Raw genomic sequence first — 1,578 nt, forward strand, 5'->3', positions numbered from 1 at the left:
GCCCTGGCCCACGCCGATGCACATCGTGCACAGCGCGAAGCGGCCCTGCGTGCGATGCAGTTGGTACATCGCCGTGGTCACGAGACGCGCGCCCGATGCGCCGAGCGGGTGGCCCAGCGCGATCGCGCCGCCGTTCGGGTTGACGCGAGCATCGTCGTCGGCCACGCCGAGCATGCGCAGCACGGCCAGGCCTTGCGAGGCGAACGCTTCGTTCAGCTCGATCACGTCGAACTGGTCGATCGTCATGCCGAGTTGCGCGAGCAGCTTTTGCGTGGCCGGCCCGGGGCCGATGCCCATCACGCGCGGCGCGACGCCGGCCGTCGCCATGCCCAGGATGCGCGCGCGCGGCACCAGGCCGTGACGCTTCGCGTTCTCTTCGTTGGCGATCAGCAGCGCGCAGGCGCCGTCGTTGACGCCCGACGCATTGCCGGCCGTGACCGTGCCGTCCGGACGCACCACGCCCTTCAGCTTGGCCAGCGCCTCCAGCGAGGTTTCGCGCGGGTGTTCATCGCGCGAAACCACCAGCGGATCGCCCTTCTTCTGCGCGATCGTGACCGCCGTGATTTCCTGCGCCAGCGTGCCGTCCTGCTGCGCGCGCGCCGCCTTCTGCTGGCTGCGCAGCGCGAACGCGTCCTGATCGGCGCGGCTGATCGCGTAGTCGTCCGCCACGTTCTCGGCCGTTTCCGGCATCGAATCGACGCCGTGCAGCTTCTTCATCAACGGATTGACGAAGCGCCAGCCGATCGTGGTGTCGTGGATCTCGGCCTGACGCGAGAATGCGCTCGCGGCCTTGCCCATCACGAACGGCGCGCGGCTCATGCTTTCCACGCCGCCGGCGATCATCAGCCCGGCTTCGCCCGACTTGATCGCGCGCGCGGCGATGCCGATCGCGTCCATGCCGGAACCGCACAGGCGGTTGACCGTCGAACCGGGCACGCCTTCCGGCAGGCCCGCCAGCAGCGCCGACATGCGCGCGACGTTGCGGTTGTCTTCGCCGGCCTGGTTGGCGCAGCCGAAGATCACGTCGTCGATCGCGGCCCAATCGACTTCGCGGTTGCGCTCGACCAGCGCCTTGAGCGGCACCGCGCCCAGGTCGTCGGCGCGAACGCCGGAAAGCGCGCCGCCGTAGCGGCCGATCGGGGTGCGGATTGCGTCACAGAGGAATGCATCGGTCATGGTTGTCTCCGGAACTTCGTTCGGATGAAATGCGCGCCGGCACACTCGCCGCGCCGCATCGGAATGTTCTATAAGCGAACACAAGATCGAATATCGAACTATTTTGCGATCATAGGGAGGCGGCCGGGGGCGTGTCAAGTTCGAGGGCGCTCCCAGCGGCGATTCTCCGCACCCAAGCTTGGCGCGACCCGTCCCCTTGCGCTACCCTCCACCGCTACACGACACGACCCCAGCCCATGAGTACAGACGATCTTCAGGCCAAACCCGGCGACTCCTATGTTCAATCGTTCGCGCGCGGCCTGGCCGTGATTCGCGCATTCGACGCCGAGCATCCGGAGCAGACGCTGACCGAGGTCGCCGCGGCGACCGGGCTGACGCGAGCGGGCGCGCGCCGGATCCTGC

2 protein-coding genes are annotated in these 1,578 nt (G+C 68.4%); one reads left to right on the forward strand and one right to left on the reverse strand.

What is annotated here, in order from left to right:
- Window positions 1-1,176: 3-oxoadipyl-CoA thiolase (gene pcaF / locus ACYP33_RS32635; RefSeq protein WP_459625292.1), on the reverse strand; the 1,176-nt coding region annotated here is incomplete at its 3' end.
- A 236-nt stretch (window positions 1,177-1,412) separates the two neighbouring features.
- Between pcaF and ACYP33_RS32640 the strand changes: the two genes are divergently transcribed.
- A partial coding sequence (locus ACYP33_RS32640; RefSeq protein ID WP_459625301.1) for a helix-turn-helix domain-containing protein occupies window positions 1,413-1,578 on the forward strand: 166 nt, incomplete at its 3' end.

The sequence above is a fragment of the Burkholderia sp. 3C genome, assembly GCF_054589155.1.